At 74.4% G+C, this 26,910-nt stretch carries 27 protein-coding genes and 1 pseudogene; 11 read left to right on the plus strand and 17 right to left on the minus strand.

What is annotated here, in order from left to right; genetic code table 11:
* Positions 1–41: 41 nt before the first annotated feature.
* A complete protein-coding gene (locus E4P43_RS13165) occupies positions 42–1,055 on the minus strand; it encodes an ATP-dependent DNA ligase (protein ID WP_135145912.1) in 1,014 nt (337 codons plus the stop codon).
* 70 nt (positions 1,056–1,125) lie between these two features.
* A complete protein-coding gene (locus tag E4P43_RS13170) occupies positions 1,126–2,598 on the minus strand; it encodes a SulP family inorganic anion transporter (RefSeq protein WP_135145913.1) in 1,473 nt (490 codons plus the stop codon).
* Between the two features lie 135 nt (positions 2,599–2,733).
* Here E4P43_RS13170 and E4P43_RS13175 point away from each other — a divergent pair, with 135 nt between their 5' ends.
* The gene (locus tag E4P43_RS13175; protein ID WP_167759176.1) at positions 2,734–3,231 is read left to right on the plus strand and encodes a DUF1992 domain-containing protein; all 498 of its coding nucleotides are present in this window, start codon (positions 2,734–2,736) and stop codon (positions 3,229–3,231) included.
* 84 nt (positions 3,232–3,315) lie between these two features.
* The gene (locus tag E4P43_RS19950; RefSeq protein WP_167759177.1) at positions 3,316–3,492 is read left to right on the plus strand and encodes a hypothetical protein; all 177 of its coding nucleotides are present in this window, start codon (positions 3,316–3,318) and stop codon (positions 3,490–3,492) included.
* Positions 3,493–3,514: 22 nt separating this feature from the next.
* Here the strand turns inward: E4P43_RS19950 and E4P43_RS20860 are convergent, their stop codons facing one another.
* Both E4P43_RS20860 and E4P43_RS13180 read right to left on the minus strand, forming a co-directional pair.
* The gene (locus E4P43_RS20860) at positions 3,515–3,640 is read right to left on the minus strand and encodes a hypothetical protein (RefSeq protein WP_280791003.1); all 126 of its coding nucleotides are present in this window, start codon (positions 3,638–3,640) and stop codon (positions 3,515–3,517) included.
* A 27-nt stretch (positions 3,641–3,667) separates the two neighbouring features.
* Entirely contained in the window at positions 3,668–4,084 is a 417-nt protein-coding gene (locus E4P43_RS13180) for a MarR family winged helix-turn-helix transcriptional regulator (protein ID WP_209313875.1), read from the minus strand.
* 66 nt (positions 4,085–4,150) lie between these two features.
* On the opposite strand from E4P43_RS13180, the gene E4P43_RS13185 reads away from it, so the two are divergent.
* The 4 genes from E4P43_RS13185 (at position 4,151) to E4P43_RS13200 (ending at position 8,993) form a co-directional block, all read left to right on the plus strand.
* Positions 4,151–6,040, plus strand: coding sequence for an ABC transporter ATP-binding protein (locus E4P43_RS13185; protein ID WP_280791004.1), 1,890 nt, complete (start codon positions 4,151–4,153; stop codon positions 6,038–6,040).
* A 125-nt stretch (positions 6,041–6,165) separates the two neighbouring features.
* Complete coding sequence (locus tag E4P43_RS13190; protein WP_135145915.1) at positions 6,166–7,248, plus strand: alkene reductase; 1,083 nt, start codon at positions 6,166–6,168, stop codon at positions 7,246–7,248.
* Positions 7,249–7,395: 147 nt separating this feature from the next.
* Positions 7,396–8,304, plus strand: a complete 909-nt coding sequence (locus E4P43_RS13195) for a diguanylate cyclase (RefSeq protein WP_135145916.1) — start codon at positions 7,396–7,398, stop codon at positions 8,302–8,304.
* A gap of 68 nt (positions 8,305–8,372) precedes the next feature.
* Positions 8,373–8,993 (plus strand): dihydrofolate reductase family protein, encoded by a 621-nt coding sequence (locus tag E4P43_RS13200; RefSeq protein ID WP_135145917.1) that lies wholly within the window; start codon positions 8,373–8,375, stop codon positions 8,991–8,993.
* A gap of 9 nt (positions 8,994–9,002) precedes the next feature.
* Here the strand turns inward: E4P43_RS13200 and E4P43_RS13205 are convergent, their stop codons facing one another.
* The 6 genes from E4P43_RS13205 to E4P43_RS13230 all read right to left on the minus strand — a co-directional run bounded on the left by E4P43_RS13205 (position 9,003) and on the right by E4P43_RS13230 (position 15,294).
* Entirely contained in the window at positions 9,003–10,229 is a 1,227-nt protein-coding gene (locus E4P43_RS13205) for an EAL domain-containing protein (RefSeq protein ID WP_135145918.1), read from the minus strand.
* 83 nt (positions 10,230–10,312) lie between these two features.
* The gene (locus E4P43_RS13210) at positions 10,313–11,443 is read right to left on the minus strand and encodes a S8 family peptidase (protein WP_135145919.1); all 1,131 of its coding nucleotides are present in this window, start codon (positions 11,441–11,443) and stop codon (positions 10,313–10,315) included.
* A complete protein-coding gene (locus E4P43_RS13215) occupies positions 11,443–11,847 on the minus strand; it encodes a hypothetical protein (protein ID WP_135145920.1) in 405 nt (134 codons plus the stop codon). Before E4P43_RS13215 ends, E4P43_RS13210 begins: the two co-directional genes overlap by 1 nt.
* 2 nt (positions 11,848–11,849) lie before the next feature.
* A complete protein-coding gene (locus tag E4P43_RS13220; RefSeq protein WP_135145921.1) occupies positions 11,850–13,781 on the minus strand; it encodes a RiPP maturation radical SAM C-methyltransferase in 1,932 nt (643 codons plus the stop codon).
* Between the two features lie 116 nt (positions 13,782–13,897).
* Positions 13,898–14,218 carry a hypothetical protein gene (locus tag E4P43_RS13225; protein WP_135145922.1) on the minus strand — a complete coding sequence of 107 codons (321 nt, stop codon included), beginning with the start codon at positions 14,216–14,218 and terminating at the stop codon, positions 13,898–13,900.
* A 434-nt stretch (positions 14,219–14,652) separates the two neighbouring features.
* Positions 14,653–15,294, minus strand: coding sequence for an NAD(P)H-binding protein (locus E4P43_RS13230; RefSeq protein ID WP_135145923.1), 642 nt, complete (start codon positions 15,292–15,294; stop codon positions 14,653–14,655).
* A 123-nt stretch (positions 15,295–15,417) separates the two neighbouring features.
* Here E4P43_RS13230 and E4P43_RS13235 point away from each other — a divergent pair, with 123 nt between their 5' ends.
* Entirely contained in the window at positions 15,418–16,551 is a 1,134-nt protein-coding gene (locus E4P43_RS13235; RefSeq protein WP_135145924.1) for a serine hydrolase domain-containing protein, read from the plus strand.
* A 47-nt stretch (positions 16,552–16,598) separates the two neighbouring features.
* On the plus strand, positions 16,599–17,159 hold the full coding sequence (locus E4P43_RS13240; protein ID WP_135145925.1) for a hypothetical protein: 561 nt from the start codon (positions 16,599–16,601) through the stop codon (positions 17,157–17,159).
* A gap of 61 nt (positions 17,160–17,220) precedes the next feature.
* Here E4P43_RS13240 and E4P43_RS13245 read toward each other — a convergent pair whose 3' ends face one another.
* The 3 genes from E4P43_RS13245 to E4P43_RS13255 all read right to left on the minus strand — a co-directional run bounded on the left by E4P43_RS13245 (position 17,221) and on the right by E4P43_RS13255 (position 19,958).
* Complete coding sequence (locus E4P43_RS13245) at positions 17,221–18,150, minus strand: oxidoreductase (protein WP_135145926.1); 930 nt, start codon at positions 18,148–18,150, stop codon at positions 17,221–17,223.
* Between the two features lie 50 nt (positions 18,151–18,200).
* Positions 18,201–19,433, minus strand: a complete 1,233-nt coding sequence (locus E4P43_RS13250) for an EAL domain-containing protein (protein WP_135145927.1) — start codon at positions 19,431–19,433, stop codon at positions 18,201–18,203.
* Positions 19,434–19,562: 129 nt separating this feature from the next.
* Complete coding sequence (locus E4P43_RS13255) at positions 19,563–19,958, minus strand: hypothetical protein (RefSeq protein ID WP_135145928.1); 396 nt, start codon at positions 19,956–19,958, stop codon at positions 19,563–19,565.
* Between the two features lie 166 nt (positions 19,959–20,124).
* On the opposite strand from E4P43_RS13255, the pseudogene E4P43_RS20240 reads away from it, so the two are divergent.
* Positions 20,125–20,688, plus strand: a pseudogene (locus E4P43_RS20240) (hypothetical protein); the annotation flags it as partial.
* 82 nt (positions 20,689–20,770) lie between these two features.
* Here E4P43_RS20240 and E4P43_RS13265 read toward each other — a convergent pair.
* The 4 genes from E4P43_RS13265 to E4P43_RS13280 form a co-directional block, all read right to left on the minus strand.
* On the minus strand, positions 20,771–22,168 hold the full coding sequence (locus E4P43_RS13265) for a solute carrier family 23 protein (RefSeq protein WP_135145930.1): 1,398 nt from the start codon (positions 22,166–22,168) through the stop codon (positions 20,771–20,773).
* Positions 22,169–22,249: 81 nt separating this feature from the next.
* Positions 22,250–22,969 carry a DUF998 domain-containing protein gene (locus E4P43_RS13270; RefSeq protein ID WP_209313876.1) on the minus strand — a complete coding sequence of 240 codons (720 nt, stop codon included), beginning with the start codon at positions 22,967–22,969 and terminating at the stop codon, positions 22,250–22,252.
* Between the two features lie 106 nt (positions 22,970–23,075).
* Entirely contained in the window at positions 23,076–23,486 is a 411-nt protein-coding gene (locus E4P43_RS13275) for a DUF4345 domain-containing protein (protein ID WP_135145931.1), read from the minus strand.
* 46 nt (positions 23,487–23,532) lie between these two features.
* The gene (locus E4P43_RS13280) at positions 23,533–24,288 is read right to left on the minus strand and encodes a DUF2470 domain-containing protein (RefSeq protein ID WP_135145932.1); all 756 of its coding nucleotides are present in this window, start codon (positions 24,286–24,288) and stop codon (positions 23,533–23,535) included.
* A 65-nt stretch (positions 24,289–24,353) separates the two neighbouring features.
* Between E4P43_RS13280 and rpsD the strand changes: the two genes are divergently transcribed.
* Positions 24,354–24,956: a 30S ribosomal protein S4 gene (gene rpsD, locus E4P43_RS13285; protein WP_135145933.1), complete on the plus strand. Its 603-nt coding sequence runs from the start codon at positions 24,354–24,356 to the stop codon at positions 24,954–24,956.
* Between the two features lie 259 nt (positions 24,957–25,215).
* Positions 25,216–26,901, plus strand: a complete 1,686-nt coding sequence (locus E4P43_RS13290) for a SpoIIE family protein phosphatase (protein ID WP_135145934.1) — start codon at positions 25,216–25,218, stop codon at positions 26,899–26,901.
* Positions 26,902–26,910: the final 9 nt, after the last annotated feature.

The raw sequence follows: 26,910 nt of genomic DNA on the forward strand, positions 1-26,910 counted from the left end.
AGAACCTTGACCACCTCATCCCCCAGGGGGATGTGTGCAGGTCATGGCACGGGCGGCAGGTCCTCCGGGTGCAGGTCGGGGCGCACGCGGACGAACCGCAGCGGGTGCCGGAACACGCCCGCCTGGAGGGCCGCGTCGGCGCTCACCTCGACCACGGCGGTGGGCTCGACGCGGGTGAGCGGGACCGACAGCCTGCCGCCGCCGAAGCGGCCGGTGCCGATGCGCTCCGGCCAGGGGTGGTGGTCGCCGGCGGGGCGCAGCACGGCCGCGAGCTCGGCCGACTGCTGCGGGGACAGCGGGCTGGTGCGGCCGACGACGACGAGCTCGCCGTCCCGGTAGCGGCCGGCCACCAGCTGGCTGGGCCGCTCGACCGGGCCGATGACCCCGCCGGCCAGGACCTCGGTGGTCTCCCAGCTCTTCACCTTGAGCCAGTCGCGCCGGCCGGGGGCGTACCGGGTGGCTGCGCCCTTGACGACCAGCCCCTCGATCCCGGCGGGCCGGAAGTCGGTGAACCACTGCTGGGCCTCGTCGAGGTCGGCGGTGACGGGGGAGAGCTGCAGCGGCGGTGCCCAGCGCCCGGCCATGGCCTCCAGGGCGGCGCGCCGCCGGGTCAGGGTGCGGCCGCGGAGGTCCTCCCCGCCGGAGGCGAGCAGGTCGAACGCGACGTAGGACGCCGGTGCCGCGCTCACCTGGGCGGCGATCCGGCCGGCCGCGGTGACCATGCGGCGCTGCAGCAGCCCGAAGTCCAGGCGCTCGCCGTTCCAGATCACGACCTCGCCGTCGACGACGGAGCCGGCCGGGACCTGCGCCAGCGCCGCGGCCGCGACGTCCGGGAAGCGGTCGGTGAGGTCGCGGCCCTGCTTGGACCACAGCCGGGTCGAGCTCCGGTCGCGCACGATCACCAGGCGGTAGCCGTCCCACTTGGGCTCGTACCGGCAGCCGCCGGCCAGCGCCGCCGGCTGCGGGATCGCGCGCACCGGCTTGGCCAGCTGCACCGCCACGGGCCCGGACAGCTCGGGCGGCAGCGCGGGCAGGCCGGTAGCGGACAGGGGCACCCGGACAGCCTGCCGACCCCGCGGCCGGCGCGCACGCCGGCCGTCGCGGCTCACACCCGTTCGGGTCCGGTCAGCCCAGCTGCCCGCTGTGCCGCTCGAAGCGGGCGGCGGAGTGCCCCTCGAGCCCGACGACGGTCGCCGTCTTGCCCCGGGTGGCGTACTTGTGGGTGACGGCGTCGAGGACCGCGACCGTGGAGGCGTCCCAGACGTTCGCTCCCGAGAGGTCCACGACCACCTCCGCGGGGTCCCCGGCGTAGTCGAACTGGTGGACCAGGTCGTTGCTGGAGGCGAAGAACAGCGCGCCGTGCACGGCGTAGACCGCCCGGCCCTCGTCGTCGGTCGTGCGCGTCACCGACACGAGGTGGGCGACGCGGCGGGCGAAGAGCACGCAGGCCACGAGCACCCCCACGCCGACGCCGATCGCCAGGTTGGAGGTGGCCAGCGTGACCGCCACCGTCGCGAGCATCACGGCGGTCTCGCTCCGCGGCATGGACGGCAGCGTGCGCAGGCTGTGCCAGTCGAAGGTGGCGATCGACACGAAGACCATGACGGCGACGAGGGCGGCCATCGGGATGACGCCGACGACGTCGCCGAGCGCCACCACCAGGACCAGCAGGAAGACCCCGGCCAGGAAGGTCGACAGCCGGGTGCGGGCACCCGAGGCCTTCGCGTTGATCATCGTCTGCCCGATCATCGCGCAGCCGCCCATCCCACCGAAGAGGCCGGTGACGATGTTGGCGACGCCCTGGCCCCACGACTCGCGGGTCTTGTCCGAGCGGGTGTCGGTGATGTCGTCCACGAGCTTGGCCGTCATGAGGGACTCCATCAGGCCCACGAAGGCGATGCCCAGCGCGTACGGGGCGATGACCCGCAACGTCTCCACGGTGAACGGGACGTCGGGGAGGGCGAGGAACGGGAGGCTCTCGGGCAGCTCACCCTCGTCCCCGACGTCGGGGAGGTCCCACCCGGCGCTCACCGTGAGCAGCGTCAGGACGACGATCGCGACCAGGGGAGCCGGCACCGCCGTCGTCAGCCGGGGGAGCAGGAAGATGATCGCGAGCCCCGCGGCGACCATCGGGTAGACCAGCCACGGCACGTCGACCAGGTGCGTGACCTGCGCGCTGAAGATCAGGATCGCCAGGGCGTTGACGAAGCCGACCATCACGCTGCGCGGGATGAACCGCATCAGCCGGGCCACCCCCGCCGCGGCGAGCAGGACCTGGACGACGCCGCCGAGGATGACCGCGGCGATCAGGTACTGCAGCCCGTGCTCCACCGCGAGCGGGGCGACGACGAGCGCGATGGCGCCGGTCGCGGCGCTGATCATCGCCGGCCGACCACCGGTGAAGGCGATGACGACGGCCATGGTGAACGACGCGAAGAGGCCGACCCGGGGGTCGACGCCGGCCAGGATCGAGAAGCTGATCGCCTCGGGGATGAGGGCGAGGGCGACGACGAGGCCGGCGAGGACCTCGGTGCGGGCGACCCGGGGGTCCAGCCAGGCGGGGCGGCGGAGGCGCAGCTCGGGCAGGGGTGAGGACATGTTCCGTTCCGGGGGGAGGTGGCGTTCCCGGCGGCGGGACGCGGTCGCCGTCGAGTCTGCGGGAGCAACACGGCTTGCCCGGGAGCCGCGGGAGATGCGTGCTTGGTCACCCCCGGCCGGGGGAACGACCGGTACGTGACCGAGCGCAAGCCGCCGGGGGTCTCCTTCGAGACCTGGGTGGAGACCCAGATCGCCCGTGCGGCGGAGCGGGGGGCCTTCGAGAACCTCGACGGCGCCGGCCACCCCCTGCCCCGGCGGAACCGGGAGGAGAACGCCTACGACTGGGCGGTCGCCAAGGCCCGCCGCGAGGGCGTGGACACCGCGGCCATGCTCCCGCCCGGCCTGGCGCTGCGCCGGGAGCGCGACGAGCTGTCCGGGCGCGTCGCCCACCTCGCCTCCGAGGCGGAGGTGCGGGCGGTGGCCGAGGACTACAACGCGCGCGTGGAGGCCTTCTGGCGGCAGCCCCAGGAGAGCCGGTGGTCCCCGGTGCCGGGGCTGGCCGACGTCGAGGCGCTCGTGTCCGGCTGGCGCCGGGCGCGTCCGCCGGTGCTGCCCTCCCCCGCACCGGAGGTCGTGGAGGTGCGCGCGCAGCGTCGGTTCCGACGGCTCGTGGCCCGCTTCCGCCGGCGCTGAGCGCCGCGTTCGCCGTCGGCGGATCCGCGGTCGGCCCGCCGCGGTGCGGGTAGGTGCGGGGTCCACGACCACGAGGAGGACGCCATGACCGAGGTGCCGGGCACCGACCGCGAGCAGGCACGGGAGAACGTCCAGGAGGAGACCCCGCTCGTCCCGGAGGACGTCGAGGGCGCCGGGGACGAGGCCCGCCCGCAGGGCGACCAGGGCGTGACCGGCGACGAGGTGAAGCCGCGGCCGGGCAGCACCGACCCCGTCACCTGACCGTCGGGGGCCGCTCGCGGCGTCAGTGGCTCGTCGACGCCGCTGTCGTGGTCAGCACGAACAGCGCCACCGCGAGCGGCCCCAGCACCAGCGCCGCGCGGCGCACCGCCGGGTGCCGCACCCCGCGGGAGGTCCGGGGATCGGTCATGGCGGCACTGTGGCAGAGCGCCGGGCGTCAGTCGGCGAGGGCGCGCAGGATGCGGGCGAGGGTCTCCCGGTCCTCGGCCGGCAGGCGCCCGTAGAGCTCCTCCGCGTCGGCGGCCCGCGCGGCGTCGATCTCCTCGCGCACCCGCCGGCCCTCGTCGGTGGCCCGCAGCAGCACCGCCCGCCGGTCGCCCGGGTCGGGGGACCGCCCGATCAGCCCGCGCTCCTGCAGGGCGTCGGCCACCTCGGTCGCCGAGCGCGGCGCGATGCGCAGCCGCCCGGCGAGGTCGGAGAGCCGGACCCCGTCCCCCGCGCAGATCACGCCGAGCGCGCGGGCCTGGTGCGGGGAGAGGTCCCAGGGGCCGAGGAGGTCGCGGAACCGCCGTCGCTGGGTCCGGGCCACGCGCATGACCAGGTCGCCCAGGTCCGTCGTCCCGTCACCGCGCACGGGGGAATCGTACCGGTGACGCTGCGGTTACCACACCGTGAGGTAACCTCAGCATCGGATGGGGAGGTGGTCGGCATCGAGCCGATGACGATGGGCGGCGGTGGCCCGGGCGGCGGCCGTGGTGGTGGCGGCGGTGGTGGTGGCGGCGCCGACCGCATCGGCCGCCGGCCGGACGCGGCCGACGTCGCGCAGCTGGAGCGCGCGCCGGTGCGGTGGAGCCGGGTCGCTGCCCTCTTCCGCCCCTACCGGTGGCAGCTGGCCGTGGTCGTCGCGCTGATCGTGGCGTCGTCCACGGTCGCCCTGGCCACGCCGTTCCTGATCCGGCTGGTCATCGACCGGGCGATCCCCGAGCAGGACGTCCCGCTGCTGCTCTGGGCCGTCGGCGGCATGCTCGCCGTCACGGTCGTGACGGCGATCTTCGGCGTCGTCCAGACCTGGCTGTCCACCACCGTCGGCCAGCGGGTCATGCACGGGCTGCGGACGGCGGTCTTCACCCACCTCCAGCGCCAGTCGCTCGGCTTCTTCACCCGCACCAGGGGCGGGGAGGTGCAGTCGCGGCTGACCAACGACATCGGCGGCATGCAGTCGGTGGTCACCTCGACCGCGACGTCCTTCGCGTCCAACGCCACGACCGTCATCGGCACCGTCGTCGCCATGGCGGCGCTGTCCTGGCGGCTGTCGCTGCTGTCGCTGGTCGTGCTGCCCCCGGCGGTCGTGCTCACCCGCCGGGTCGCGCGCATGCGCCGCACGATCACCGCCCAGCGGCAGCGCTCGCTGGCCGACCTGCACTCGCAGGTCGAGGAGGGGCTGAGCGTCAGCGGGGTGCTGCTCGGCAAGACGCTCGGCGCGGGGCCGGCGCAGTCCCAGCGGTTCGCCGGCACGTCGGAGGACCTGGTCGCCCTGGAGGTCCGCTCCCAGCTCGCCGGCCGCTGGCGGATGGCCACGATGAGCATCGTCTTCGCCGGCATCCCGGCGCTCATCTACCTCGCCGCCGGCCTGCCCGCGACGTCGGGCGGCATGACCATCGGCACCCTGGTCGCCTTCACCACGCTGCAGGGCGCGCTCTTCCGGCCCTTGATGCAGCTGCTGGACATCGGCGTCTCGCTGACCGCGTCGATGGCGCTGTTCAGCCGGGTCTTCGAGTACCTGGACCTGCCGGTCGACATCGGCGACCCGGCCGAGCCGGTCCCCCTCGACCCGGCGGACGTCCGCGGGGAGGTGCGCTTCGAGGGCGTCGGCTTCACCTACCCCGACGGCGCGCGACCGGCGCTCAGCGGCGTCGACCTCACCGTCCCCGCCGGGACGACGCTGGCGCTGGTCGGCGAGACCGGCTCCGGCAAGAGCACGCTGGCCTCGCTGGTCGCGCGGCTGAACGACCCCACCGAGGGCCGGGTGACCGTCGACGGCGTCGACGTGCGCGACGTGACGCTGGCCGACCTGGCCCGCGTGGTCGGCGTCGTGGCCCAGGAGACCTACCTGCTGCACGGCACGATCCGCGAGAACCTGCAGTACGCCCGACCGGGGGCCACGGAGGCGGAGATGGTGGACGCCGCCCGCCGCGCGCAGGTGCACGACCTGGTGGCCGCGCTGCCGTTGGGCTACGACACCGTCGTCGGCGCGCGCGGGCACCGGTTCTCCGGCGGGGAGAAGCAGCGCCTGGCGATCGCCCGCACGCTGCTGCGCGACCCGCGGATCCTGGTGCTGGACGAGGCGACCAGCGCGCTGGACAACGAGACCGAGCGGGCGGTGCAGGTGGCGCTGGACGAGGCGGCCCGCGGCCGGACCACGATCACCATCGCCCACCGGCTCTCGACCGTGCGCCACGCCGACCTGATCGCCGTCCTGCACGCGGGCCGGGTCGTGGAGCAGGGCACGCACGAGGAGCTGCTGGCGCGGGGCGGTCGCTACGCCCGGCTGGTCGGCGCCGCGGAGCGGGCGGCCGAGCTCGTCTCGTGAGCCGGCGAGATCTGCACACTCGCGCCCATCAGCGCCCTGAAGGGGGCGAGTGTGCAGATCTCGCGCCCGGGTGACGAGCCTCGCACCCAGGAATCGATCCGTCGCGCGGGCCGGTTGCGCCGGGCATGGACCTGTTCTCCCCCGTGCGGCTCGGCGACCTCGAGCTCGCCAACCGCGTCGTCATGGCCCCGCTCACCCGCATGCGCTCCGGTCGCGCCGGCATCCCGCGCGACATCGTCGTCGAGCACTACGAGCAGCGGGCCGGCACCGGCCTGATCATCACCGAGGGCACGTTCCCCAACGAGGAGTCCCGCGCGTTCGCCGGGCAGCCCGGCATCGTCACCGACGAGCAGGCCGAGGGCTGGCGACGGGTCGCCGACGCCGTGCACGCCCGCGGCGGGCGGATCGTCATGCAGGTCATGCACGGCGGCCGCGTCTCGCACCCCGAGCTCACCGGCGGCCGCGTCGTCGCCCCGAGCGCCCTCGCGATCGACGGCGAGGTGCACGTGGGCGGGGGTGTGAAGAAGCCCTTCCCGGTGCCGCACGCCCTCACCACCGAGGAGGCCCGCGCCACGCTGGCCGACTTCGTCGCCGCCTCGGAGCGCGCCGTGGCCGCCGGCCTGGACGGCGTGGAGCTGCACGGCGCCAACGGCTACCTGTTGCACGAGTTCCTCTCACCGGCGTCGAACCAGCGGGACGACGTCTACGGCGGCAGCCCCGAGAACCGCGCCCGCTTCGTCGTCGAGGTCGTGACGGCGGTCGCCGAGCGGGTCGGCGCCGGGAAGGTCGGCCTGCGCATCTCCCCCGAGCACAACATCCAGGGCGCCCTGGAGACCGACCGGGCCGACGTCCTGGCGACCTACGGCTCCCTCGTCGACCAGCTGCGCCCGCTGGGGCTGGCCTACCTGAGCGTCCTGCACCGCGAGCCCGCCGGGGACCTGGTGCAGGAGCTGCGCCGCCGCTTCGGCGGGCCGCTCATCGCCAACAGCGGCTTCGGCACGGTGACCACCCGCGAGGAGGCCGTGCGGCTGATCGAGGACGCGCACGCCGAGGCCGTCGCGGTCGGGCGCGCCCTCATCGCCAACCCCGACCTGGTCGAGCGGTGGCACGGCGAGCACCCGGAGAACGAGCCGGACGCGAGCACCTTCTACGCCTCGGGGCCCGAGGGCTACACCGACTACCCGTTCCTGGCCGCCTCCGGCCGCTGAACCGTTGCCGCCCCGGCGTGCGAACGCCGGGGCGGCGGGGTAGCCCGCGGCGGTGGCGCCGGGGACGGCCCACGAGCCGGCGATCCGTCGTATCTTCCTGGCCCCGCCCGGAACGGATTCGTCCGAGGAGTTCGAGGAGCTGCCCAGGTGTCTGCGCAGGTCGGCCCGGCCCCCGATGCCGGCAGGCCGTCGCAGGCACGCCTGGTGCACGACTTCGTCGAAGCGGTGGAGGCGCTGCTGTGCGTCGTCGGCGCCGACGGCCGGGTCCTGTTCGCCAACCCCGCCCTCCAGCTCTTCACCGGCCGGACTGCCGAGGAGCTGGTCGGGCAGCGGTTCTGGGAGGTCTGGGTGGCACCCGAGGACGCCGCCCTGGCCGCCCACGCGGTCCGGTCGGCGATCGAGTCCGGCCGCGCCCATCCGCAGGAGGGCGACTGGATCGCCGCCGGCGGTGGACGGCGCCGGGTGACCATGCGCAACACCGTGCTGCGCGACCAGGACGGCCGGCCCTACGCCATCGCCTGCGTCGGCCTGGACGTCACCGACGACCGGGCCCGCGAGGCCCGGCTGCGCCAGCAGACGCGGACGGACCCGCTGACCGGCGTCGCCAACAGGGGTGCGCTGTTCGACGCCCTGAAGGTCCGGCTGCGCGCCGAGGAGCCGAACGGGTGCGGCCTGCTCTTCTGCGACCTCGACGAGTTCAAGGCGGTGAACGACCTGCACGGCCACGCCACGGGCGACCGGCTGCTGGTCGAGGCCGCGGGCCGGCTCGCGGAGGTGGCCGGGCCCGACCACCTGGTGGCCCGGTTCGGGGGCGACGAGTTCGTCATCCTGTGCCCGCACGCGGACGAGCAGGAGCTGAGGGCGCTGTCGGCGCGGGTCGCCGTCCGGCTGAGCGCCCCGTTCCCGGGCCCGGAGGGCTCGCTGCGGGTGGGCGTCAGCGTGGGCGCCGCGATCGGCCGGCCCGGGGAGCCGGCCGACGACGTCGTCGCCCGCGCCGACCGTGCCATGTACGGCGCGAAGAGCCACCAGCGCCGCAGGCGGCCACGGTCCACCTGAGGCCGGCGATGAGTTCCCCGAGGGCGGGGCGTCTGACCCGGTGACACCCACCCCCCCAGGAGGTTCTCGTGCGCCCGCTCGTCGTCACCACGTTCCTGACCCTCGACGGGGTCATGCAGGCCCCCGGCGGCCCGGAGGAGGACACCACCGGCGGGTTCCGCTGGGGTGGCTGGCTGGTGCCGCACTTCGACGAGGAGCTGGGCGCGCAGATGGACGCCTGGTTCGCGACGGCCCAGGACTTCCTGCTCGGCCGCACCACCTACGAGATCTTCGCCGCGCACTGGCCGAAGGTGCCGACCGAGGGCGACGCCATCGCGACGGCGCTGAACACGCTGCCCAAGCACGTCGCGTCGCGCACCCTCACCTCGCTGGGCTGGGACACCGCGCGGCTGCTCGAGGGCGACGTCCCCGGCGCGGTGCGGGCGCTCACGGCCGCGGACGGCGGCGAGCTGCAGGTGCACGGCTCGGCGGGGCTGGTGCAGACCCTGCTGCGCGAGGACCTCGTCGACGAGCTGCGGGTGGTGGTCTTCCCGGTCGTCGTGGGGGAGGGCAAGCGGCTGTTCGGGGACGGAGCGGTCCCTCGCACCTGGCGGCTCACCGCCTCGAGGACGACGCCGGCCGGTGCCCTGGTCGCCACCTACCGGCGCGGGGGCGCGCTGACGACCGGCGACTTCACGCTGCCGGGCTGAGCGGGGCGGTCAGACGTCCGCGGTCGCGGTGGGCTCGCGACGGGGCGCGGGGATCCGCGGTGCCGCCGTCGCCGCGAGGGCCTCGGGCGGTCCTGGACGGCCGTAGTGCCAGCCCTGGCCGTAGTCGACACCCAGCTCCCGCAGCACCGCGTGCTCCGCGACGGTCTCCACGCCCTCGGCGACCACCTGGACGTCGCAGCCGTGCGCGAAGTCGGCGAGCGAGGCGACGAGCTTGGCCAGCACCGGGTCGGCGTCCAGGCCGGCCACGATGCTGCGGTCGACCTTGATGACGTCGGGGGCGGTGACCACGATGTGCCGCAGCGAGGAGAACCCCGCGCCGACGTCGTCGATGGCCAGCCGCAGCCCGTCCTCGCGCAGCGGCGCCAGCACGGCGGTCAGCGCCGCGTAGTCCTCGACCTGGTCGTGCTCGGAGAGCTCCAGCAGGATCCGGTCCAGCGGCAGCCGGCCGAGCAGCTCGCCGCACTCCGGGGTGAGCAGCGTGGCGGGGGAGACGTTCATGGAGACGTAGCCCTCGACCCGGTCCAGCAGGGCTGCCGCGCGCTCGAGGGCCAGCACCTCCAGCCGGTGGCCGGCACCGATGCTGTGCGCCTCGGCGAAGCAGACGTCCGGGGGCAGGCCCCAGTCGCCGGGGAACCGGCTGAGCGCCTCGGCGCCCACCCGGCTGCCGGTGGCGAGCGAGACGATCGGCTGCAGGACGACCGTGGGCCCGCCGGCGGCGATGAGGGGGTCGAGGCGGCCGGAGATCTCCTCGCGCCGCTCCTGCGAGCGGACCTCCGGCTCGATGATCACGGCGGCGGCGGACGCCAGCACGTCCATCAGCGCCTTGTCGCGCTGGGTGAGGTTCTTGTCGGTGGTGAGCCCGGCGGCGCAGAAGGTGCCGTACAGGGAGCCGTCGCTCAGGGTCACCGGCACGGAGACGTAGCTGCGCAGGCGGGGCATGCGTGCGGCCGGCAGCGCCATCGCCGCGGGGTGGTCCTTGAGGTCGGGGATGACCTGCGGGAGCTTCCTGTCCAGGATCGCCTGGCACAGGGTGGCCTCCTGGCGCTGCTGGTAGCCCTCCTGGAAGAGGAACGGCACCGAGGTGTCGACGACCTCGAGGTGCTGCGTCGTGCCGTCCAGCCGGCTGAGGAAGGCGACGCTGAGCCGCAGCGACTTGCGGGCCGTGTGCAGCAGGTCGGCGATCTGCTGCTCGGCCGGCGAGCGATCTCTGCTCACGGGCTCCCCTCCACCGGGACGATTCCCCTCCATCGGCACGGCGGGGCCGGCGCTGGAGCGGCGTCACCCGGCCGGGTGGGCGGTCACACGGAGCTGATCGCCCGCATCAGGTCGACCAGCCCGGCACCCTGGAAGTCCGGCACCCGCCCCAGCGACGAGGCGGTGTCGCGGAAGACCTGCTTCACGCGCGCCGGGTCGGCGATGAACTCGCGCTTGACCGACAGGAAGGCCGCCGCGGCCCCGGAGACGTGCGGGGCGGCCATGCTGGTCCCGTCGTCGTCCAGGTAGACCGCCCGGGCGCCGTCCGGGCCGAGGTCGCCCAGCCGGGCCAGGGCCGCTCCGGCCGCGCAGGACGTGATCTTCTCGCCGGGGGCGACGACGTCCGGTTTCTGGCGCCCGTCGCCCGTGGGTCCCTTGGAGGAGAAGTAGGAGACGCCGTAGGTGTAGGGCTGGTCGCGGTGGGTGGCCCCCACGGTGATCGCCAGCTCGGCGTTGCCGGGGTCGTTGATGGTCAGCGCCATGCCGGTGCTGGTCGACCGCGTGCGGGCGGCCACCCGGCCGTAGCCGGTGTTCCCTGCGGCCGCGACGACCACGACGCCGCTGCGCACCAGCTCGTTCACCTCGACGCAGAAGGGGCTCTGGCCGCAGGCGAACCACTGTGCGTCGAACTCGTACCCCAGGCTGAGGTTCACCCCGTGGATCCGCAGCCCCTTCCCGCCGACGTTGACCTGGCGCACGTAGCGCAGGGCCTCGATGATCGCCGAGGTCAGCCCGGCGCCCTTGTCGTCGAGGACCCGCAGGCTGACCAGCTTGCAGCGCGGGGCGACCCCCGCGAGGGCCGGGATCCCGTCGAGGGACCGGTCCTCGTGCACGATGTCGCCGGTCGAGACGTCGCGCACCCGCTCGGTCACCCGGAGCTTGGCCTCGGCCCACGCCGCACGGGGCAGCTCGCCGGCGATCACCCCGGCGACGTGCGACCCGTGCCCGTAGCCGTCGCGCAGCGCGGCCGCGGCCGACTCGGCCGGGTCCGCGTGCACGGCGGAGAAGTCGCGGTGCAGCTCCGCCACCGATCCGCCGAGGGTGTCGTGCTCCCGGAAGTGCAGGTGCGCCCCGTCGATCCCGGAGTCGATGACCGCCCACACGATCCCGGCGCCGTCGGCCTGGAAGGAGCGGCGCGCCGCGTCGGCCTTGATGGTGGCCACGGACCTGTCCATCAGCTGCTCCTCAGCGGTCGCACCGGGAAGTCGGGCCAGACGCGGTAGATCGCCCGGCGCCGGCGGTCGGGCTCGGCGGCGTCGGCGGCGACCAGCCGCCGGCTGTCGGCGACCGAGAGCCGGGCGGTGAACAGGGACCCCGAGACGGCGCGCGGGCCGGCCGGCTCCCCCAGCTCGCGGGCGAACAGCTCGACCAGCCGCGCGCGGGCCGCCTCGAGCCCCCCGGGGTGCGCGATGTTCAGCTCGACCATGATCGGGACGGGCGCGTCCTCGTCGGTGTCGATGCCCATGCGGGCGCGCTCGTCGGGGTCCCGCAGGGCCTCCGACAACGTCTCGCGCACGTTCGGGCGCATCACCTCGGGCAGGCCCGCCGCGGACGGCGCGCCGGCGTCGGGACCGGTCACGGCTACCGCCCCGGCACGGCCGGCAGCGCCAGCGCCACGGCGAGGTCGCCGTCCAGGAACATGAGGCCGCGGGCCCCGAACTCGCCGAAGACCTCGCGGAGCTCCTCGACCGACCGGCGCAGCCCCAGCTTGTCCCGGACGGCGGAGGCGGTCGTGGGCCGGTCGCTGCAGGCCAGGTAGATCTCCGCCAGCTCGCCGGTGAAGGTGTACGTGCCCGGGTTCTGCGGGGTGCGGTTGTCGTAGATCTGGAGGAAGTCGGGCGCCGACCAGTACGTGAGCACCGGGGCCTCCTCGCCCTGCCACGCCTGGTTCCAGTCTGCGATCGCCGTCCGTAGCGGGTCGTAGACGCTGTCGGGCAGCGCGTCCTCCAGCTCGTACTGGAAGAAGTAGGCGATCCGCTCGCCGTCCACGGTGGCCGGGTACACGTACCGGTAGCCCTCCTCGGGTGTGCGGCGCATCCGGCCGAAGGAGTCGGGCTCGGTGAACAGCGGGCTGAACCGCTCCATCCAGATCCGGCTCGCGCTGCCCGGCGGACGCAGGTGCACCAGGTGCGGGACGACCCGGGCCATCTCCGCGTAGTCCTCCTCGGTCTCGCCCGGGAAGCCCCACAGCACGTTCCACGCCACCCCGATGCCGTAGTACTGCGCCCAGCGCAGCAGGTTGACGTTCTGAGCAGCGCGGATGCCTTTGCGCATCAATGCGAGGACGTGCGAGTTGAGCGATTCCAGGCCGGGTTGGATGCGGGTGACGCCGGATTGCGCGAGCAGTTTCAGCTGCGCCCGCGAGAGGTTTGCCTTCACCTCGTAGAACAATTCGTAGTCGGCGCCGCTCTCGACGATCGCCGGGAGCAGTTTCTTCAGGTATCCCATGTCCAGGATGTTGTCGACCGCGCCGAACTTGAAGCTGCGGTACTGCTTCGCGTGGTGTGCGAGCTCGTCGAAGACGCGTTCCGGCGACTTCGAGCGGAATGTCATGGTTCCGCCGTTGAGGCCGCAGAAGGTGCAGTGGTGCTTGGCGCCCCACCAGCACCCGCGGGCGGACTCGAACGGGATCCAGACGTTGCGGTGGCCGGTGCGCGGCAGCAGCCCGAGGTCCTCGGTGCGCTGGAAGTACTCGGCGTAGTCGGGGATGGGCAGGTCGTCCAGCTGGGTGAGCGGCGGGGCCGGGGGAGTCGAGACCACCTGTCCTCCTCGCCGGCGGGCGACGCCGGGGATGCCCGCCGGGTCCTCGCCCGCCGCCAGGGCGTCGAGCAGGGCGGGGAACGCGCTGTCCCCCTCCCCGATGACGGCGTAGTCGATGCAGTCCACGGTCCGGACCAGCTCCAGCCCCATCTCCCCGTCGAAGTTGGCGCCACCGAACACGGTGACCAGGTGGGGGTGCCGCGCCTTCAGCCGCCGGGCGAGGGCGAACGAGGCGGCGTTCTGCTGGAAGGTCGAGGTGAAGCCGACGACCTTCATCGACCCCCACGGGAGCGCCTCCTCCAGCGCGTCGAGGTACGCGGGCACCTCCTCGAGGCGGGTGGCGAGCAGCCGTTCGCGGACCTCGTCGGCGGTGCCGCCCAGGTGGGTCAGGTCGTCGGCGAAGTCGTCGAGCAGGCGGGCGTCGCGGTCCGGCGCGGCGTCGCCGAACGCCTCGACGGAGAACAGCCAGTCGCCGACCATCCGCCCCCGCTGCTCGCAGAGGACCACGTAGCGCTCGGTGCCGATCCGGGCGGCGAAGTCCAGGTTGGCGTGCAGCGTGGTCACGGGGAAGCCCGCGGCGGTCCCGATGGCCTTCAGCAGGCCCAGCTGGATCGACGGGCGGTCGTGCTCCATGAACGGCATCGACACCAGGGCCACCGGCCACTGCGCTCGCTGCTCGGGGGTGAGGAAGGTGTCGCGGCCGGGAGCGCCGCGGCCGGGGGGACGGGACAGCGTCAGCGGAACGGCCGACATGGCAGGGCCCTTCTGGAACCGGTGCGGGGGAGGAGGTGGGGAGCCGGCGGCGCGGCCCCGTCACGGGCGGGTGCGCCGGTCGGCGTCCGTCCGTGACGGGTCCGCGTGGAGGGCTGCTACTCGATCGTGACCGTGATGCTGCCGCCGACCTTGATGGCCGCGGCGCCGCCGGCGTCGCTGACCTCGCCGGGGGTGAACGCGCCGACGAACGCGTCCCGCAGCGGCGGGAGGTCGCCCTCGACGCCCACCGAGATGGGCGTGTCCTGGTTGCCTCCCCGGGCGACGGTCTGCCCGGTGCCCGAGCTGAAGGACTCCGACGCCGCGGCGATGACGCCGGTGAGCAGGGCCTTCTCCTGCTCGGAGAGCTGGGGTTCGAGACCGGCGATCTTGTCGCCGAGGCTCTGGACGTCGGCCTGGGTCACGGGGATCTGGGCCATGGGTACCTCCGGGAATGGTGGGTGGACGGTGCGTGGTCGACCCAGCGCCCACCATTCAGTCCGTGAACGAGGGGAGCCGAGGCATTCGCAGCCCATGCCTCAGCAACGCACGTCTTGACGGCAGGTTGCCATTCCCGGACCGCACCTGGAATGGATGGCACAGGTCATCCGTGAAGCGCGATGGGGGAAGCGAGTGCGCCGATAGGGAAGTGGAAGGAATGCGAGGCGCAGGGTGGCGAGGCCGTAGTTGCGCCGTCAAGGGGTGTGCGCACGCTTTCATTCGTGCCGCACCGAAGTGAATTGCGGCCGACCATTCTGGCCGATTCTGCGTTGGAGAAGTTTGCGGGGTGTCGGCGTGGGCGCTGGCAGAGATGGCCAGCGCCCACGTCCGTGCCCTGTCGTCCGGCGGCTCCCCCAGCCGGTCGGCGGAGGGCTCAGTAGGCGACGGTGAAGCGCGCCCGGCGGTGGGCCGGCGTCTCGATCTCGTCGACCAGGGCCTGGGCGAAGTCGGCACCGCCGATGAAGGAGTTCCCCTGCTCGTCGGTGAGCAGCAGGTCGTCGCCGACGCGGTAGGTCCCGCGAGCCTCGCCGGGGGCGAAGCCGCCGTAGGCGGCCGGCGGGCAGAGGTAGAACCAGTCGAGGCGGCCGGTCGCGCGGAGGTCGTCGAGGGCGCCGGCCATCTCGAGGCTCTCCGGCCGGTACTCGGCCGGGAAGTCGGGGGTGTCGAACAGCCGGGGCCCGCCCTCGGCCACGTGCAGCGACCCGGCGCCGCCGACGACGCCGAGCCGCACCCCGGCCTGCTCCGCCTCGGTGGCGAGCGCCCGGATGCCGTCGCGCACGGAGCCGGCCATGTCGCCGCGGGGCGCGACCGCCACCACGACGACGTCGGCGGCCTCCAGCGCGGCGCGCCGGGTCGCCTCGTCCAGCAGCGAGCCCTGCTCGTACCGCACGCCGTCGACCTGCTGCTCCGGCAGGGACCGGCTGAACGACGTCACCTCGTGCCCGCGCCGCGCCGCCTCCGAGACGAGGTGGGTGCCGGTGTAGCCCGTTCCGCCGAAGACGCTGATCCGTGTCATGCCCGGGGAACCCGCCCGGTCGGACGGCCATTCCGCCCCCGACCGCGGGTGCCGCCGCGGATGTGGCCGTGGTCTCATTCCCCAGGGGCGACGACGGGGTCGCCGGCGGGCGAGGAGGGGTCGATGGCGGAGGTCCACGGGCGGTGCGACGAGCGGTTCGCCGGCGTGCGCGAGGCGCTCGCGCAGCAGCTGGACGGCGAGGAGCTGGGTGCGTCGGTCGCCGTCGACCTCGACGGCGAGACCGTCGTCGACCTGTGGGGCGGCTACCGCGACGAGGCCCGGACCGAGCCGTGGTCGGAGCACACGATCGTCAACGTCTGGTCGACGACGAAGTGCGTGCTGGCGCTGGCCGCGCTGGTGCTGGTCGAGCGCGGGGAGCTGGACCTGCACGCCCCGGTCGGTGACTACTGGCCGGAGTTCTGCGCCAAGGGCAAGAAGCACGTGCAGGTGCGGCACCTGCTCTCGCACACCTCCGGTGTCTCCGGCTGGGAGCAGCCGTTCTCGATCCGCGACATGTACGACTGGCCGACGGCCACCGAGCGGCTGGCGCAGCAGCGGCCGTGGTGGGAGCCGGGCACCGCCTCGGGCTACCACGCGAACAACCAGGGGCACCTGGTCGGCGAGGTCATCCGGCGCATCACCAACACCACGTTCAAGAGGTTCGTCGCCGACCACATCGCCGACCCCCTGGGCGCGGACTTCCAGATCGGGGCGCGCGAGTCCGAGGTCTCCCGCATCGCCCCGGTGGTCCCGCCCCCGCCGCCGGACGTCGACCCGCGGACGCTGGACCCGGAGTCGGTCGCGGTGAGGACCTTCACGGGCCCGACGGCGTCGGCGAAGGCGGCGAACTCGCCGGAGTGGCGCGCCGCGGACCTCGGTGCGCTCAACGGGCACTCGAACGCGCGCGGCGTGATGAAGGTGCTCCGGACGCTGTCGCTGGGCGGTGAGGCCGGCGGGGTGCGGCTGCTGTCGCCGTCGACGATCGAGAAGGTCTTCGAGGAGCAGGCCGACGGGGTGGACCTCGTGCTGGGGGCGCCGTTCCGCTGGGGCATGGGCTTCTGCCTCGGCTCCCCGACCGTTCCCTACGTGCCCTCGGGCCGGACGTTCTTCTGGGGCGGCTGGGGTGGCTCGCTGGCGGTCATGGACCTCGACCGGCGGCTGACGATCACCTACATGATGAACCGGATGGGCGGTGGGCTGATCGGTTCCCCGCGCAGCGAGGCCTACGTGCGGGCCGTGTACGACGCCCTGCGCTGACCGCGGTCGGGCGGCGAAGATCATCGGGGTGCGGTAGGTCTGTCCCCATGACCACGGACCTCGATGCCGTGCTTCCGCGGCCGGAGCACGTGACCCGGCAGTCGCGCTGGATCGCCGCCCCGCCGTCCGCGGTGTGGGAGGCGCTGCACGCCGTGCGGCTGTCGGAGCTGCCGGTCACGCTGACGCTGTCGGCCGCCCGGTTCCTCCCGGTGGTGCTGTCCGGCCGCGGGTTCGGGGAGCTGCACGACCGCCCGTTCCTCGACGCGCTGCCGGTACCGCTGCTGGCGTCGGAGGAGCCGACGGCGGTCGTGTTCGGCGGCGCGCTGGAGGCCTGGAAGCTCTCCGGTGGCGAGAGCGGGCCGGAGCTCGACGCCGCCGCCTTCCGCCGGTTCACCCAGCGCGGGTGGGTGAAGGCTGCGATGGACTTCCGGCTGACGCCGAGCGGGCGGGGCACCGAGCTGAGCTCGGAGACCCGGGTGATGTCGACCGACGCGCAGACCAGGGCGCGGTTCGACCGCTACTGGCGGCTGGTCCGGCCCGGCAGCACCGCCATCCGCTGGGAGGTCCTGACCGCGGTCGAGCTGAAGGCGACCGGCCGGCTGCCCTAGACCGTCAGCGTGCGCGGGTCCACCTCTGGCTGCGCCCGTGAGGTGGGTGCGCGCACGGTCGTCAGGCGCGGCTGACGTCGAGGAGGACGTCGGTCTCGCGCTGGGAGAGCGCCCACAGGTCGGCGATCCGCCGGTCGAGGTCCCAGCGGCGCAGGACCGGACGGCGGACGGCGGGGCCGTTCGAGGCGTACCGCGGCGCGTAGAGCTCGCCGCCCCGGGACCGGGGGTCGGTGGCCGCGCGCAGCTGCGGGCGGGCGCCGAGGGCCGCGGGCATGCCGCTGCGTCTGGCCAGCACCTCCGAGAAGGCGCCCACCCAGCCGGCGCCGCCCTCCCGGACGGTTCGTGACTGCAGGTCGGTGTTCGACAGGCCCGGGTGGGCGATGTTGCTCGTGGCGCGGACGCCGGCCTTCTCGAGCTGCCGCTGCAGCCCCAGCCCGAAGTGGTAGTTGGCCCACTTGGCTTGCGCGTAGGCGCGCCACGGGCCGTAGCGGCGGGTGAGGTGCGGGTCCGCCGCGTTCACCGGGCCCCCGCCGAAGCGGGCAGTGCTCGTGACGGTGACGACGCGGGCGGCGTCCGCGCGCAGCAGTGCGGGCAGCAGGTGCGCGGTGAGCGCGAAGTGGCCGAGGTGGTCGACGCCGAGCTGCATCTCGAAGCCGTCCTCGGTGCTCCGCCTCGGCATCGCCATCACGCCGGCGTTGTTCAGCAGCAGGTCGATGCGGGGGTGCGTCCGCTGGACGGTCTCCGCGGCGGAGGCGACCGAGGCGAGGGAGCCGAGGTCGAGCGGGACGATCTCCGTGGAGGCCTGCGGGCTGCGGGCGTGCACGTACTCCTCGGCGCTGCGGGCCTTCTCCTGGTCGCGCGCGGCGATGACGACGTGCGCGCCGGCCTTCGCCAGCTCCTGCACGCACACCAGCCCGAGGCCGCCGTTCCCGCCGGTCACGACGGCGACGCGGCCGCTCAGGTCGGGGATGTCGTCCGGGGTCCAGGCCATGACCGCAGTCTGCTGGGCGCGACGCCGCCCGGCAGGACGGGGTGCGGAGGTCAGGCGCGTGGTGCGGTCGGGCCCGGCACCCGCGGGTCGGCCGGGGGGAGGGCGAGGACGACGCCCAGGTCCGCCAGCTGGTCGGGCGGCGCGGCACCGCCGAAGAGCCAGCCCTGCCCGCCGTCGACGCCGAGGCTGCGCAGCAGCGCGAACTCCTCCGCCGTCTCGACCCCCTCGGCGATCACCGAGGCGCCGAAGCTGTGCGCGAACTCGACCATCGACTGGGCGAGCTTGGTCAGCACCGGGTCCTGGTCGACGCCGCTGATGATGCTGCGGTCGAGCTTGATCACGTCGGGGGCGGCCATGACGATGTGGCGCAGCGAGGAGAAGCCGGCACCGACGTCGTCGATGGCCAGCCGCATCCCGCGCTCGCGCAGCGGCGCCAGGGCGCGCGTCAGCACGGCGTAGTCGTGCACCGGGTCGTGCTCGGAGAGCTCGAGGAGGACGCGGTCCAGCGGCAGGCGGGCCAGGAGCTCGCCGCACGCCCGCGTGACGACGGTCTGCGGCGAGACGTTCACGGACACGTAGCCGGGCACCCGGTCGAGCAGGGCGACGGCGCGGGCGAGCGCGAGCAGCTCGAGCCGGTCGCCCTCCCCGATCCGGTGCGCCTCGTCGAAGACGACGTCCGGGGAGCGCTCCCACGCGAGCGGGAACCGGCTGAGGGCCTCCGCGCCGATCCGGGCGCCGCTGCAGAGGCTGACGATGGGCTGCAGGACGACGTCCGGGCCGCCGGCCTCCAGCACCGGTGCCAGCCGGTCCCGGATCACTGCGTGCTGCTGGTCGAGGCGGAACTGCGGCTCGATGACCATGGCGGCGGCCTCGGCGAGGATCTCCATGAGCAGGACGTCGCGGGCGGTGATGTCGGGCTCGGTGGTGAGGCCGAAGGCGCAGAAGGTGCCGTAGAGCTCGCCGTCGCTGAGCACGACCGGCACGCTGATGTGCGGCCCGATCTGCGGCAGGTCGGCGGGGTGCAGGCGCACGGCCTCCGGGTGCGTGCGGGCGTCGGGCAGGACCTGGGGAAGCCGTCCCTCGACCACGGCGAGGCAGAAGCCGGTGTCGCGGGGGCCGCTGTACCCGGCCTGGATGCTCGGCAGGGCGGAGTCGACGATCTGCAGGGTGCGCGTGGTCTCGTCGATCCGGCTGAGGAACGCCACGCTGAGGCCGAGCTTGGTGCGGGCGGTGCGGAGCAGCTGGGCGATCTGCCGTTCCGCCTCGGAGCCGTACTCCTGCACGCGACCTCCCCCGTGGATCCCAGTGCCCCGTCGATCGGCGCCACGGCCCGGCGCCTGAAGGCGCACGGCCGAACTCGTTCCGATTCTGCCCTCGTTCGGGTGACCGGTGTCACGCCGCGCCGGGCCGGCTCACCAGGCTGCGTCGGGCCTCATGCCGGCGTCGCTGGGGCACAGGCGCAGGAAGCCGATGTCGGAGGTGCCGGTCCAGCGCACGGGGTCGGCGAGCACGGCGCGAGCGATGTCGGGGTGGGGCAGCAGGCGGTAGCGGCCGTCGTTCCAGGCCCGCCACTCGCGGACGTTCTGCGGACGCGGGGCGTCGTCCGGCGGGTCCGCGTACAGCTGGACGAGCCCGGCGTCGAACCACTGCAGCAGCTGCCGGGAGCAGTCGGCGGGGTCCCACGGCCCGTGCTCGTAGCCACCGTGACCGTCGGAGACGCCCAGCGGCACCTCCCACAGCCACGACTCCTCGACGACGGCGAGGTACATCTGCTCGACGAACTCCGACGGCGCCTCGTCGGTCCCCACGCGCCGGAGGCTACGGCGGGATCGGCGCTCCGGCAGCCCGGCTGCGGGGGACCCGTGTCGTCCGTACGGTCGGGGGATGGACGCCGATCTCCTCGCCCTGCGCTCGGACGAGCGCGCTGCCCTCCTGCTGGTCGGGCTGCGGGGCGACTGGTAGCCGTACTGCTGCGCCCAGGCGGTCCGCCTGGCCCGGTCCCTCTCCCGCCTCGCCGACGCCGGCACCGAGGTCGTGCTCGCCTCCGTCGACCCGCCGGAGGTGCAGCTGGCGATGAACCGGACCTGGCACCTCCCCTTCCGCTGGGTGAGCGATCCGGACGGTGAGCGCCTCGCCAAGCCGCTGGGCGCCTGGGACGAGGACGCGTCGATCTTCCGGCCGGTCGTCGTCGCGGTCGCCCCGGACGGGCGGCAGGTCTTCCGCGAGCTGTCGCGGGACTTCACCGACCGGACCGACGACGAGCCGGTGCTCGCCGCGGTGGAGCAGCTCGGGCTCGACCCGGTGGCCGCCGCCGGGTGGGAGCCCGAAGGGGTCGAGCCGCACCCGTCGAAGCGGGCGTTCCGGCCCGCCTCGTTTATCCCCTACTTCCGCGCGATCCGGTTCAACACGATGGCGTTGAGCGAGCGGATGGTCGACGACCGGGACCGCGAGCAGCTGGTGGCCGAGAAGGAGATGGCCGAGTCCTTCCTCGCCGCCTTCGACGAGTGGCGCGCCGAGCACCCGCCGGACCACTCCTAGTCGCCCGCGAGCCCGCGGGATGCAGCCGGGGGCGGCTCGGTCAGGCGGCGGGCGCGACCGACCCGTCGCCGCGGTGGAGCTGTCAGCGCGGGGTCTGCGTCTCCTCGCCGTGCACGTGGCCGAACGTGGAGCCGGCCGCCGGGTGCGGGCCCTCGCGCAGCAGCGAGGCCTTCATCTCCGCCGGCGCCAGCGCCCGGGCGACGTGCCAGCCGACGACCGCGACGATGGTCCCCAGCGCGATGCCACCGAGGGAGAAGTCGTCGGTGATCTGCAGCAGCGGGGCGTCGTCGCCCGCGTTCCCGATGGCGATGACGATCCCGGCGGCCAGCGGCACCAGGTTGACCGGGTTGGCGAAGTCGACCCGGTTCTCCTTCCAGATCTTGGCGCCGAGCAGGCCGATCATCCCGTAGAGCACCACGGTGATCCCGCCGAGGACGCCGCCGGGGACCGCGTTGATCAGGGCGCCGAACTTCGGCACCAGGCCCAGCACGATCGCCACCACCGCGGCCACGTAGTAGGCGGCCGTCGAGTAGACCCGCGTCGCCGCCATGACGCCGATGTTCTCCGCGTACGTCGTGGTGGGGGAGCCGCCGACCGACGTCGCCAGCACCGTCGCGGCGCCGTCGGCGAAGACCGCCCGCCCGATGACCGGGTCCAGGTCGCGCCGGGTCATCTCGGCCACGGCCTTCACGTGCCCGGCGTTCTCCGCCACCAGGGCGATCACCGCGGGCAGCACCAGCAGCGCGAAGTTGAAGGAGAAGCTCGGCCCGTTGAAGGTCGGCAGCCCGAACCACGGGGCGTCGCCGACGGCGCTGAAGTCGACCCGGCTCTCCCCGGTCGAGCCCAGCGGCCCGGCCGCCCAGTCCAGGACGATCGACAGCAGGTAGCCGAACACCAGGCCCAGCAGGATCGATATCCGGCCGAGGAAGCCGCGCAGCAGCAGCGAGGCCACGATGACGAAGGTCATCGTCGCCAGCGCGACCCACTGGTCCTGCGGCCAGTAGGTCGCCGTCGCCACCGGCGCGAGGTTGAAGCCGATGAGCATGACCACGGCGCCGGTCACCGCCGGCGGCAGCACGCGGTTGACCAGCCGCACGCCGGCGACGTGGATCAGCACCCCGACCAGCGCGAGCACGACGCCCGACACCAGCAGCGCGCCCAGGACCTCGGCGTCCGTCCCCCCGGCCGCCCGCACGGCGACCACGCCACCGACGAACGAGGCGGAGCTGCCCAGGTAGCTGGGCACCTTCCCCTGCACGACCAGCAGGAAGAGGATCGTCGCGATCCCGCTCATCATGATCGCCAGGTTGGCGTCCAGGCCCATGAGCAGCGGGAAGACGAACGTCGCCCCGAACATGGCGACGACGTGCTGCGCGCCGATGCCCACCGTGCGCGGCCAGGAGAGCCGCTCGTCCGGCGCCACCGCCTCGCCCAGCGGCGGGGTCTTCCCGTCCCCGTACAGCTTCCAGCCGAACGCCATCGGTGCCTCCTCGACCTGCGGGAACGTCGGCGCGCATCGTTCCAGAGGCGGAGGGGCCACCCGGTCAGGGCCGCCGGGGTGTCAGCCCCGTGGGCGCGTCGGGTGCGGGGTGCGCCGGTACAGGTGCACCGACACGGCGGCGACCCAGGCCCAGCCGGTCACGACCGCGGCCCAGAGACCGGCCACCGCCAGGGGGGAGGCCCCTCCGCCGGCCACCCCGGCGAACCCGGCGAGGACGACGGCCCCGGTGACCGCCGAGGACGCCGCCCAGCGGGTCCGCCCCTCGCGGGCGAACCGGCGGGCGAGGGAGACCGCGGCCGCGACCAGGCAGGCGAAGCCGAGCCCACCGGCTGCCAGGTGCAGGACCCCGCCCAGCGTCGGCTCCACCGGAGCGCCGGCCGGCGTGCCGAGGGGGAAGCCGTCCATCGGGTCGGCGACGAAGACGCCGCCCAGCACCAGCGCCAGCCCGTAGCCCGCCAGCAGCCGACCGGCCCAGGTGCGGTCCGCGGCCCCCCGCAGCGCCCGCTGCACGCCCACGGCGGCGGCGATGGTCATCAGGCCAGTGACGACGAGCGTGGTGACGTGGATCCAGCCGTGCGGGCCGTTGGCCAGCAGGCTCAGGCTGTGCCGCCCGAGGTCGAACCCGTCGCGGGTGAGCCCCTGCGTCACGCCCGACGCCAGGTAGACGACCGCGGCCAGCGGCCCGTACCCGAGCAGCGACCGCGTGACGGCCGACGGCCGGTCGAGGTAGGTGGGACCGGTGTCCCGGACGGCGTCGCCGTGGCTTGCCTGCATGGTCATGTCCGCGTTCCTCCCGCGTTGCTGCACCCGTCGGTACTCAGACGGGCCCGCCGGGTGGAACTCATCGGCGGCGTCGGGCGAGCCAGGCCGGTGCCTCAGGCGGAGGTCAGAGCCGGTGTGCCCGGGCGGCGACGCGGCGCTGCCAGGCCACCAGCACCGGCGTGCCGAGCAGCTCGAGGGCCGCCGCCCCGACCAGGGCCGGGTGCGGCTTGCCGGCCGCGCGCCAGGCCAGCAGCCGGGTGGCGCCCCCGACGAACAGGGCGCCGGAGACGGCGCGCACCAGCGCACCCTCCCGCTCGATCCGGGGGAGGGCCGCCCAGACGAGCGGCCCGACGGCGGCGTACACGGCGTGCGTGTAGCGGTACTCGTTCTCCACCTCCGGCGTCACCGCGCCGCCGGCCCCGGGCAGCGAGGCCGGGCCGAGCAGCGCGCCTGCGAGCCCGGAGGCGAAGGGGATGGCCGCGACCGCGCCCAGGGTGATCTGCAGGGCGCGACGGCCGCCGTCGGAGGTGGTCATGGCAGCGACCGTGGCACAGCCGCGGCGGTCCGACCAGCGCGGACGGTCAGGCAGGTCCGCAGGTCAGCAGGTGGTCGACGGCGTCGGCGAACCCCTCCGGCCCGGTCAGCGGCACGGCGAACGGCACCCGCAGGTCGTAGCAGCCGCGCCGGCTCTGCACCCGGAACCGGACGCCGAAGCGGTCCAGCCCGAGCAGGCGCACGTCGTCCCGCCGTCCGGCCCAGTGCTGGACCCGGCCGCACAGGCGGGAGAGCGGCCGGCGCTCGGCGACCATCAGGTCGGTCTCCACCCGGCTCACCGCGTCCGGCGCGGCCGCCCGGTAGTCGTCGGGGTCCACGTCGACGGACTGCCCCGACTCCTCCAGGGTCACCTCGGCCAGGTCCATCCGCACCAGGACGGCGGAGAGCCCCACCTCGAACAGCGCGTCGACCGGCGAGGTCTCCGCGAAGTCGAGCACCAGCCCGGCGACGTCGTCGGCCGGGACCGGCGTGAGCCAGCCGGAGAGCTGCACCAGCGCGCGCACCGGGTGGCGCAGCTCCAGCGGCGCACGGTCGGTGACCGTCAGGCGGGCCGGGACGTCGCCCAGCGGCGAGGCCTGCAGCGCCGCGGCGGCGCCGCCGGCAGCGGGGACGACGAGCAGCACGTCGCCGTCGCCCGTGGTCGTCGCGGCGAGCACCGGGCAGGTGCCGGCCCCGGCGACGTGGAGGGCAGCGGTCGGGCGCAGCGCGACGGTGCGGGCGCGCTCGGCCGCCGGCGGCTGCCGGTCGACGGCTGCGGACGAGTGGGTCGGGCCGGCCGTCATCGGGACCACCTCGGAGATCTCGGGAGCGAGTAGTAAGGTGAGCCTAACCAAACCGGAGGTCCTGAGTGAACACGCCCCGTCCCAAGGTCCGGCTCAGTCGTGCGCTGGGCATCCCGCTCACGCCGAAGTGCGTCCAGTACTTCGAGCGCCGCCCGTACCCGCCGGGCGAGCACGGCCGGAAGCGTCGCAAGGACAGCGACTACTCCACCCGGCTCAAGGAGAAGCAGCGGCTGCGCGCGCAGTACGACATCTCCGAGACCCAGCTGCGGGCGGCCTTCGACCGGGCCAAGCGCACCGGCGGCAAGACCGGCGAGGCGCTGATCCAGGACCTCGAGTCGCGGCTGGACGCCACGGTGCTGCGCGCCGGCTTCGCCCGGACCATCTACCAGGCCCGCCAGTTCGTCACCCACCAGCACGTGCTGGTCAACGGCAAGCGGGTCGACCGGCCCTCGTACCGGCTCAAGCCCGGCGACTTCGTGCAGATCGCGGAGAAGTCGCGCACCAAGGAGCCGTTCGTCGTCGCCGCCTCCGGTGCGCACGCCGAGGCGCCGAAGTACCTCGAGGTGCGGCTGGCCGACCTGGTCGCGCGCTACGAGCGGACGCCGTCCCGCGACGAGGTCCCGGTGGTCTGCGAGGAGCAGCTGGTCGTGGAGTACTACTCCCGCTGACCCCCGGACCGCACGAACTCGTGGTCATCGCGGGCTGATCGCCACGAGTTCGTGCGGTTCGGTGCCGCCGCGCCATCGCCGCCACCCGGGGAACGGTCGTGCCCAATGCGTCCCGCGGGAGCGGCGGTGGAAGAATGCCCACGAGCACGGTCGCGGCCCCGGCGGGCCGGCGGAGGCGTGCCCGGCGGTGGGGGGAGCGGCACTGAACAGGCATCTGGCGGAGCTCGTACCGGGCGCGCCCCGGACCGAGCTGCAGCAGATGGTCCTGGAGCACGACTGGGCGACCACCGCTCTCGGCCCGCAGGCGGACTGGTCCCCGACGCTGCGGACGGCCGTCAGCACCGCGCTGAACTCGCGCTTCCCGTTCCTCCTCATGTGGGGGCCGGAGCTCGTCATGATCTACAACGACGACTACGCCCCCATGCTGGGCGCCCGGCACCCCTCCGCGCTGGGCCGCTCCGCGCGGGACGTCTGGTCCGACATCTGGGATGCGCTGAACCCCATGGTCGCGGAGGTCATGGCTGGGCGGGCCACGTGGTCCGAGGACCTGCTGCTGGTCATGACCCGCAACGGCTGGGAGGAGGAGACCTACTTCTCCTTCTCCTTCAGCCCCGTGGTCGAGCCGGGCGGTCACGTGGTCGGCCTGCTCGACACGGTCGTGGAGACCACGCACCGGGTGCTCGCCGCCCGTCGGCTCAGCGTGCTGCAGCGGCTGGGCAGCCTCCCGCGCGCCGCGCACGGTGACACCACCGAAGCCGTCTCCACCGCCCTCGGGATCCTGGCCGACGCCCGCGAGGACTGCCCGTTCGGCATCGTCTACCTGACCGACGACGACGGCGGCCACGTGCGGCTCGTCGCCGCGCAGGGCCTGGCCGTGCAGGGGGAGCTGGCGACGGGGCCCATCCCCGAGCAGGTGCGCCGGGCGATGGCGACCGGTGAGCCGCAGACGGTGACCGGGCTGGCCTCGCAGTTCCCCGGCCTGGCCACCGCCGGCGCCAGCCCGGTGGCCCACGCCGACGTCGACACCGCGGTGGTCCTGCCGCTCACCGCTGCCGGCGCCGATCGCCCGGTGGGGGCGCTGGTCCTGGGCGCCAGCCCGCACCTGCCCCTGGACGAGGACTACCGCGTCTTCATGTCCCTGGCGGCGGGCCAGGTCGCCGCCACGGTCACCGACGCGCAGGCGGTCGCGGCCGAGCGGCGCCGGGCGGAGGAGCGGGCGCAGTCGGAGCGGGCACGGGCCCAGTTCTTCACCGACGTCGCCGTCACCCTCCAGCGCGCGGTGCTCGGGCCGACCGTGCTGCCCGAGGGCTTCGCCGTCCACTACGAGCCGGCCACCGGCACGCTGGAGGTGGGCGGCGACTGGTACGACGTCGTCGACATGCCCGACGGCGGCTACGGCGTGGTCGTCGGTGACGTGGTCGGCCGTGGCCTGTCCGCGGCCGCGGTGATGGGCCAGCTCCGCAGTGCCGGACGGGCGCTGCTGCTGGAGAGCCGCTCCCCGGCCCACGTCCTCACGGCGCTCGACCGCTTCGCCGCGCTGGTCCCCGGGGCCGCCGTGAGCACCGTGTTCTGCGCCGTCATCGACGCGCGCAGGGGCACCGTCCGGTACAGCAGCGCGGGGCACCCGCCGGCCCTGCTCGTGGCCGCCGACGGCACCACCAGGCAGCTGGAGGAGGGCTGCGCCCTCCCCCTGGCCGTCGACGACAGCCGGGAGCGCCCCGAGGCGGAGGTCCAGATGCCGCCCGGCTCGACCCTGCTGCTCTACACCGACGGCCTGGTCGAGCGGCGCGACGAGGCCCTGGACGAGGGGATCGGCCGCGCCACCGACGCCCTCGTCGAGGGCCGGAACCTCGGCCCGGCGGAGCTGGGCGCCCTGCTCACCGAGCGGCTGCTCGGCGACGCCCCGGACGACGACGTCGCCTTCGTCCTCTTCCGCTGCGGCTGACGACCGGCA

It is taken from the genome of Blastococcus sp. TF02A-35 (genome assembly GCF_004571075.1).
Lineage (GTDB): Bacteria > Actinomycetota > Actinomycetes > Mycobacteriales > Geodermatophilaceae > Blastococcus.